The following is a 6,851-nucleotide window of genomic DNA, read 5'->3' on the forward strand; positions in this document are numbered from 1 at the left end:
AACGCATCTTCATCCGAATACCGCTTCCGAGCCATCCATCATCCCTTCCGTGACACCAAAATAGTGGCACAGTTTTACGGGGCTAAGACAGTTCCGCACACTCTCAGCATCATGCGTCGAAGTTCCAAATGTCGCGCTGAACCTTCCAGCCGTCGTTGCCTTTTCGAAAGTAAAGAACGTACTTTCCAGCAAGTTCTTGCCCACCCATTGAGCCTGTCAGCGTCCCCATCGTAACTGCAATGTCTCCACTGACATGAGCTGCGGTCGGATTGGCCAAAACGTTCTCCAGGCCACCATCAATTGCCGCCTGCCAATACTCTCGGATGGCAGCGTGGCCAGACATTGTAGGAGCACCAGGTGGCATGAGGGCTCCATCTTCGGCATAAGCGGCTGTTGCCATACCCGCATCCTTAGCATTGATCCCTTCAATGATGGACGCGTCGAGCGCCTTTACACTTTCAACATCTGACATCTTTTCCCCCTAAGTTTACCAGCTGGTGTCATCAGACTATCACAAAAGCCTGTTTCGATGCTCGTCTTCGTATGCCACGTGAGAAATACTTAAATTTGGGAAAGCGAGTTGTCGCGGCTTGGGCCGTCTTGACGCTGCACGTAAGGCGCATGATGGATAGCAGCTTTGTCCGCACAGCCGGTATTCGCTCCTTGTCGTGAACTTCGAATGTCCGCACCGAGCCCATTTTATACCTTTACAGGGGTAGGATTGTGCGACGGCTTGGTTAAAGAACTACCGCTCAATACATAAACTAGACGTTAACGGCATATTCCACGCACATTAAAGCACGTTATTTTATTCTAATAGTCAGATGTATTGGTGGGGGCTTCAATTCGGAGATAGCCAATATGCACGCAAAACGTTTTGATCGAATTCTGTTTGACGACTTCTTTAATGCCATTGATCAATTTATCTTGGAGCAGGCTCACGCTCCCGACGGACCCGAGCCGGTTACGCCGGCAGACGGCCAGATGTTGCGCGCACTCCTTCAGCCCACCACTGCTGAAAATCATGCTAGTGAGAGCTCCATCGATGACAACCAAGTGTTCGACACGGGCAATCCATTCGGCAGCTCTGATGTTGAAGGCAGAGATGGCCTGGGTATCTTTGAGCAGGCTCACGCTCCCACCGGGCTTGAACCGGTTACGCCGGCAGATGGCCAGGCGTTGCGCGCACTCCTTCAGCCCTCTGCCTTCGAAAACCAAACCAGTGTAGGCTCCGACGCAACCTTCGTTGACTACCAAGAGTTCAACATGGGCAATCCCTTCGGCGGTGGTGGCAGCGGCGGTGGCGGTGGTGGTCGACCGGGCGGCGGCGGTGGCGATGATGGCGGTGGTGATGGAGGCGGCGGTGGCAGCACTGTGGAAGCTACCTACACTTCGGGCACTCTCGATACCGGGTTCGACGATACTATCAACGTAGATACCAATCGCGGCACTAGTGATCCGTTTAATTTTCAGATCGAATTTGTGGGAAACGGGTCAGATTGGAACACTTCGATCGCGACAACCATACAAGGCTATGTCGAAGCGGCAGCGGAATTTCTTTCTTCGGTCATTGCATATGGCTTTACGGACGATGACAACGGCTTGAAATCAGATGGTACGGAGTTTGTGCTTGATGACCTCTATGTCGAAGTCAAACTTGAAACCGGTGCGCTGGGTGGAGAGGTTGCATCGGCAAATATTTACGCAGCAAACGACTGGGACGGCAACGGCACGGCTGAAACACCGGCTGGCGCCACCCTTACCATCGACCTTGCCGATGCGGCCTCTCTCGATGCACTCGGCGTGCTTGATGACACGATACTTCACGAGATGATCCACGCGCTGGGATTTGGTACCCTTTGGGATGTTGCGGGCAACGATTTGACAACTAAGTCGAAGGGCAATCTTGTATACACTGGGACAGAAGCTGCGACTTTGTATGGAGATAATATTCCGGCGGAAGGCGGTGGCGGGCGCGGCACTTCCGGAGGTCATTGGGACGAGGCAGCCCTGGATGCCGAGCTAATGACCGGGATCGTTGAACAGACCGACACCATGTACCTGGCAGACTTTTCGCTCGCGTCTCTAGAAGACCTTGGGATCTATGAACTCGCTGTCGGATGGGAAGGCGAACTGGATGCTCTGAATGGCTCAAACGCTACGGGCGACGGAATCGATCTGATGGCCTGGTACGACGGTTTTCTTACAGCTTGAACTGCATCAAGTTAGTTCACAGCGGTGCCAGTTAGTTCTGGCGCTTCTGTTTTCTTGGAAGCCAAGTTCGCAGCACATTGTGATAGCCAAAGCTGGTTAGTATACAACCCCTTATCCGTTTAGCTGCGCAAATGTTACTAATGGTTGCTTTGTCCGCAAGGCAGAAATTCTTTGCGGTTAGCGACTTGAACAGGTCTGGTTGTTCCCAAGCTAAACTGTGGCCTGCGCAATCAAGTACGGCCAGCGTTGTACGAGGGTATGTATCGCGCAGCGAACGACCGAATCGAGCCCAAAGCAGGCATCAATTGAAGGAAGATTTTGAGTGCCGAAACACCAGCTGAGCAAACGACTGCTTCAAGTCCGGAGCAGACACTCATTTGCTTGATTTTTTGGGTTTATGCGCCGTTTTTCTAGCGCTTCCGGTCGGCTTTCCGCAGACCATCGATTAACAATGCATTGTGTTGGGGAAGGCGATAGAGGACCAAGTCGCCGGACAGGATACTCCCGAGAAAGGCTGGAGCGAAATCTGCGAGCGCCTGTTCGTGTTGTCGACCGATTTCAGGTCGACCGAGATGCGCGGCACTGGCGATCATCACTGCGCGGCGGATCGGAGCGCGGGGCGTCATCTGGATGGCTCGCTCGCTCCATAGCATGGCGTCCTCGAAATCCGCGTCAGCGAAGGCTGCCTGAGCAAGCGACAAGTAAGCGTCGCCGACCCACAGATCCGTGTCACGTGGTGAGAGTTGGAGTGCGAGTTGGGCGTGCTCACGCGCTTCAATGGTTCGACCCACCAAAGACTCGTGCCATGCCAGAAAGAAGATGTTGCGGGCGAAATTCGGGTTTAGTTGGAAACCCAAGTTAAAGTCGGCCTCGGCACCATCGAAATCGCCGCGGAAGTGACGAACCATGCCGCGGACGGAAAGGGCGCGTGGGTCAAGCTGACCGCCCCGGAATAGGGGCTCAACGCTCTTCTCCGCCATATTCAGTGTTTCAGTTGGGTCCTCATCGAACTGATATAAGTATCGCATTAGGTAGGCATATGCCTTGATCCAATGGGCCTGGACGTTGCGCGGATCGAGATCGATAGCGCGATTGGAGGTTAAAATGACTTCGTCGAATTTCTCCTGGGAGTGGAAGCCACCCGCGTAAAATATTGCCATTGCCTGAAGTGAGAGGTCATACGAGTTGAAGTCGATGCTATGTGCATTGGAAACTCGGCCGATTTCAGCCATAGAGATCTGAGGGGCGATGGCACCGACGACGTTGCGTGTAATTTCGTCCTGCAGCGCGAAAATGTCTTCAAGTGTGCGGTCGTAGCGTTCGGCCCAGACATGTGCTCCATTTGTGCAGTCAATTAGCTGAGCTGTAATACGAACACGGTTGGCGGAGCGCCGAATGCTGCCCTCGAGCATGTAGCGTACACCTAGTTCACGAGAGACCTGGTGATGAGTGACCGGGCGGCCTTTGAACGAGAACGAAGAGTTGCGGGCGATAACGAAAAGCTCTGGGAAGCGCGATAATTCCGTGATGATGTCTTCCGAGACGCCATCGCAGAAATATTCCTGCTCCAGGTCATTAGACATGTTCTGGAATGGAAGGACAGCGACGGAGGGTTTGTGGGCAGGTTGCAACGACATAATCTTATCGTCAGGTTTGTCTTCCATTTCCATTTTGTAAGCGCGCATGGGCACAGGAATGTTTTTTAGTGCGAGGTCGCCGAGGTCGACGAAGGAAATCTTAGTTTTGCCCCGAACTTGCCGGTAGGCGTCGTCAGATATTAGAACGCCGCCCGGGTTGGCCATGCTTTCCAGTCGGGCCGCAAGGTTGACCCCTTCGCCGTAGATATCGCCCTCGTCCAAAATCACGTCGCCAAGATGTAATCCGATGCGGAAGCTGATCCGGCGATTTGCTGGGTTCGCAGCTTCTGCTGCGGAGAGTGCTTTCTGGAGGGCGGCCGCGGCCTCAACGGCAGCAACGACAGAACTAAATAGTGCGAGCAGGCCATCTCCGGTAAGTTTAACGATCTGGCCATTGGCCCCTTGGATGCTTGGGTCGATAATATCCCGACGCAGGTCTTTGAGCCGAGAAAGCGTACCCTCCTCATCGGCCGCCATGAGCCGGGAGTAACCGACCATGTCGGCGACAAGTATAGCGGCAAGTCGGCGGGTCATATGCAATTCCTGTCGGTGATCACCCGTTGAAGCTATCAAGATTGGCAATTGCCTGCCAATAATCGCGATTGAATGTATCGAGCCCGTTGCGGTTGTCCATTGAGTGAGCAGTTTTCCGAGCCCAATGCATGACAGATTAGGCTTATTTCTTATGCTATGTTAGCCTGCCGAAAGATCGCAGTTCATAAGCCGACCAGTGCTTTCTTTGCGATCGGCCTTTATTTTGTGCACCCAGGTCCACTGATCGGCTCTTAGGGAAACCGTCTATTAGGCGGGTGAACTTGAAACGACGGGGGAAGATTATGACAGCCAAGACATTAAGTGAACTCCGTGACTTTTTACGCGGGGAAGTCATAACTGAGGATGACGCCAACTATGAAGACGCGCGTAAGGTCCACAACGGGATGATCGACAAAAAGCCCGCTGTGATCGTGCGGGCCGCCAATGCTGGAGACGTGATGACGGTCGTCAACTACGCGCGCGACAATGGGCACGACTTGTCGGTTCGTGGCGGCGGGCATAGTGGCCCAGGCTTTGGCACAAATGACGGAGGGGTCGTCATCGACCTGTCGCACATGCGCAGCATCCGTGTTGATCCTGGCGCAAAGACAGTTCGCGCCGAGGGTGGCGCAACGTGGGGCGATTTTAACTCTGCTACCAGTGCGTTTGGCCTTGCCACGACGGGCGGCGTAATATCGACGACGGGCATCGCCGGGCTCACGCTTGGTGGCGGGATCGGTTACCTGTCGCGCGGGCATGGTCTCTCTCTCGATAACCTGATTTCGGCGGACGTAGTGACAGCGGATGGCAAGATGCTGATCGCCAGCGAAGACGAAAACGCCGATCTTTTTTGGGCGATCCGTGGTGGCGGCGGCAATTTCGGTGTCTGCACCTCACTCCAGTACAAGCTTCAGCCGGTGGACACAGTTTACTGGGGTCCGATGTTCTTTGAGATCGAAGAGACTGAGACGATCTTCAAGTTCTACCGAGATTACATAAAGACGGCACCGCGCGAGATGGGAGCCTTTCCAGCCTTCCAGATAGCTCCGCCGCTGCCTTTTATCCCAGAAGATCGCCACGGCGACATGTTTTGCGCCATCGTCGCCTGCTGGTCAGGCGATCCGGCAGAAGGAGAAAAGCAGTTCAAGGCATTCCACGAAGTCGCCGAGGTCAAGGCTGAACATGTCGGTCCTGTGCCTTATCCAGCTATCAACGCGGCCTTCGATGGCCTATTTCCAAAGGGCATCCGGCAGTACTGGAAGGGCAATTTCGTCAAGGAACTTACCGATGAGGCAATCGCCGCCCACGTCAAGCACGGGCCCAACGCGCCGACGGTCAGCTCCACCATGCATCTTTACCCGATCGACGGCGCCTGTCACGACGTGGACGCGGACGCAACGGCGTTCGGGCATCGGGATGCCAATTTTTCGATGGTTGTTCTGGCCGCATCTGACGATCCGGCCGACGATGCAGCACATACCAAGTGGGTGCGTGATTACTCAGATGCGATAGCGCCTTACTCCGAGCCTGGCGGGTATATCAATTTCATGGATGATGATGATGCTGGGCGCGCGCAGGAGAATTTTGGCGGCAACTATGAGCGGCTTCTCAAACTGAAGCGTCAGTACGATCCGGACAACCTGTTTCGCATCAACCAGAACATTGCTCCTTAGATCGAAGGTACTGAATTAGATATGGCCTGCCTTGTCATCTTGGTTGTTGCTGACGGGGCAGGTCAGAACATTTTACACTTATAGAAGGGAACACCTCATGATGATCGCGCGATGGACCTGCGAGGCCAAGTTCGGAATGAAATCAGAGACGTTGGCGCTTCACAAAGAATGGGCCGAGCAGATCGGCTCGCAGACAGATATCGATATGTCGAAAAGCCGGATCTTTACCGGTTCGGTTGGCGCTAAGGAAGCAATCATTCAAGACGAATTCGAGATCGAAAATCTCGCCGAACTGGATGCGTTTTTCAATAAAATCGCTTCGATCAAGATGCATGCCGAATGGGGGAAAAAGATGGGGGAAGTGATAGTTTCCGGCTCAACATATTGGGAGGTTTTTCGCGTCGTGGAGTAAAAGACCTGGATCGCCCAGAACGTCATCCTAGCGGCCGGCTGAGAATAGCTGCTTTGAGCCCAGAGCGGACCAAATAGTTTCGCCTAAGTTTTGTTTTAGGTGGCCCCAAATTGGTGAAAGTGCCATCTAACTAATGGGCCAGTTTCAATCCAACGGGAGGCCGGTACTTTCGAAAATTGCGTCTAAATCCTTACTCTAGCGCCTCTAACTTTACGGTCAGCCGTTACTTGCAAGTTCGTCTTCCGCCTCTCCATCCGGGGTTTGAACTATTCCCTCCGGTTCTCCATCAGCATCATCGTCCTCCTGGCCGTCGGCATAAAGGCTTCCGTCGTCCGAAGTGCCAAGCGTGGCTTTTACCGATTCTTCATCGGGATTGGAGGC

The 6,851-nt window shown here is 53.8% G+C and carries 5 protein-coding genes; 3 read left to right on the plus strand and 2 right to left on the minus strand.

What is annotated here, in order from left to right:
• Positions 1 to 109 precede the first annotated feature (109 nt).
• Positions 110 to 472 (minus strand): nuclear transport factor 2 family protein, encoded by a 363-nt coding sequence (locus tag ACR0FE_RS23365; RefSeq protein ID WP_170471409.1) that lies wholly within the window; start codon positions 470 to 472, stop codon positions 110 to 112.
• A 389-nt stretch (positions 473 to 861) separates the two neighbouring features.
• Between ACR0FE_RS23365 and ACR0FE_RS23370 the strand changes: the two genes are divergently transcribed.
• Positions 862 to 2,214 carry a leishmanolysin-related zinc metalloendopeptidase gene (locus tag ACR0FE_RS23370; RefSeq protein WP_480915537.1) on the plus strand — a complete coding sequence of 451 codons (1,353 nt, stop codon included), beginning with the start codon at positions 862 to 864 and terminating at the stop codon, positions 2,212 to 2,214.
• A gap of 410 nt (positions 2,215 to 2,624) precedes the next feature.
• Here the strand turns inward: ACR0FE_RS23370 and ACR0FE_RS23375 are convergent, their stop codons facing one another.
• A complete protein-coding gene (locus ACR0FE_RS23375; RefSeq protein ID WP_170609779.1) occupies positions 2,625 to 4,385 on the minus strand; it encodes an adenylate/guanylate cyclase domain-containing protein in 1,761 nt (586 codons plus the stop codon).
• 302 nt (positions 4,386 to 4,687) lie between these two features.
• Here ACR0FE_RS23375 and ACR0FE_RS23380 point away from each other — a divergent pair, with 302 nt between their 5' ends.
• Both ACR0FE_RS23380 and ACR0FE_RS23385 read left to right on the plus strand, forming a co-directional pair.
• A complete protein-coding gene (locus ACR0FE_RS23380) occupies positions 4,688 to 6,058 on the plus strand; it encodes an FAD-binding oxidoreductase (RefSeq protein ID WP_170609777.1) in 1,371 nt (456 codons plus the stop codon).
• Positions 6,059 to 6,155: 97 nt separating this feature from the next.
• Positions 6,156 to 6,470, plus strand: coding sequence for a hypothetical protein (locus ACR0FE_RS23385; RefSeq protein ID WP_170609775.1), 315 nt, complete (start codon positions 6,156 to 6,158; stop codon positions 6,468 to 6,470).
• The last annotated feature ends 381 nt before the right edge of the window (positions 6,471 to 6,851 follow it).

The sequence above is a fragment of the Ruegeria sp. K7 genome, assembly GCF_056531785.1.

Coding starts and splice junctions, on each gene's coding strand:
- ACR0FE_RS23365 (WP_170471409.1), bottom strand. CDS start 472: ATGTCAGATGTTGAAAGTGTAAAGGCGCTCGACGCGTCCATCATTGAA.
- ACR0FE_RS23370 (WP_480915537.1), top strand. CDS start 862: ATGCACGCAAAACGTTTTGATCGAATTCTGTTTGACGACTTCTTTAAT.
- ACR0FE_RS23375 (WP_170609779.1), bottom strand. CDS start 4,385: ATGACCCGCCGACTTGCCGCTATACTTGTCGCCGACATGGTCGGTTAC.
- ACR0FE_RS23380 (WP_170609777.1), top strand. CDS start 4,688: ATGACAGCCAAGACATTAAGTGAACTCCGTGACTTTTTACGCGGGGAA.
- ACR0FE_RS23385 (WP_170609775.1), top strand. CDS start 6,156: ATGATGATCGCGCGATGGACCTGCGAGGCCAAGTTCGGAATGAAATCA.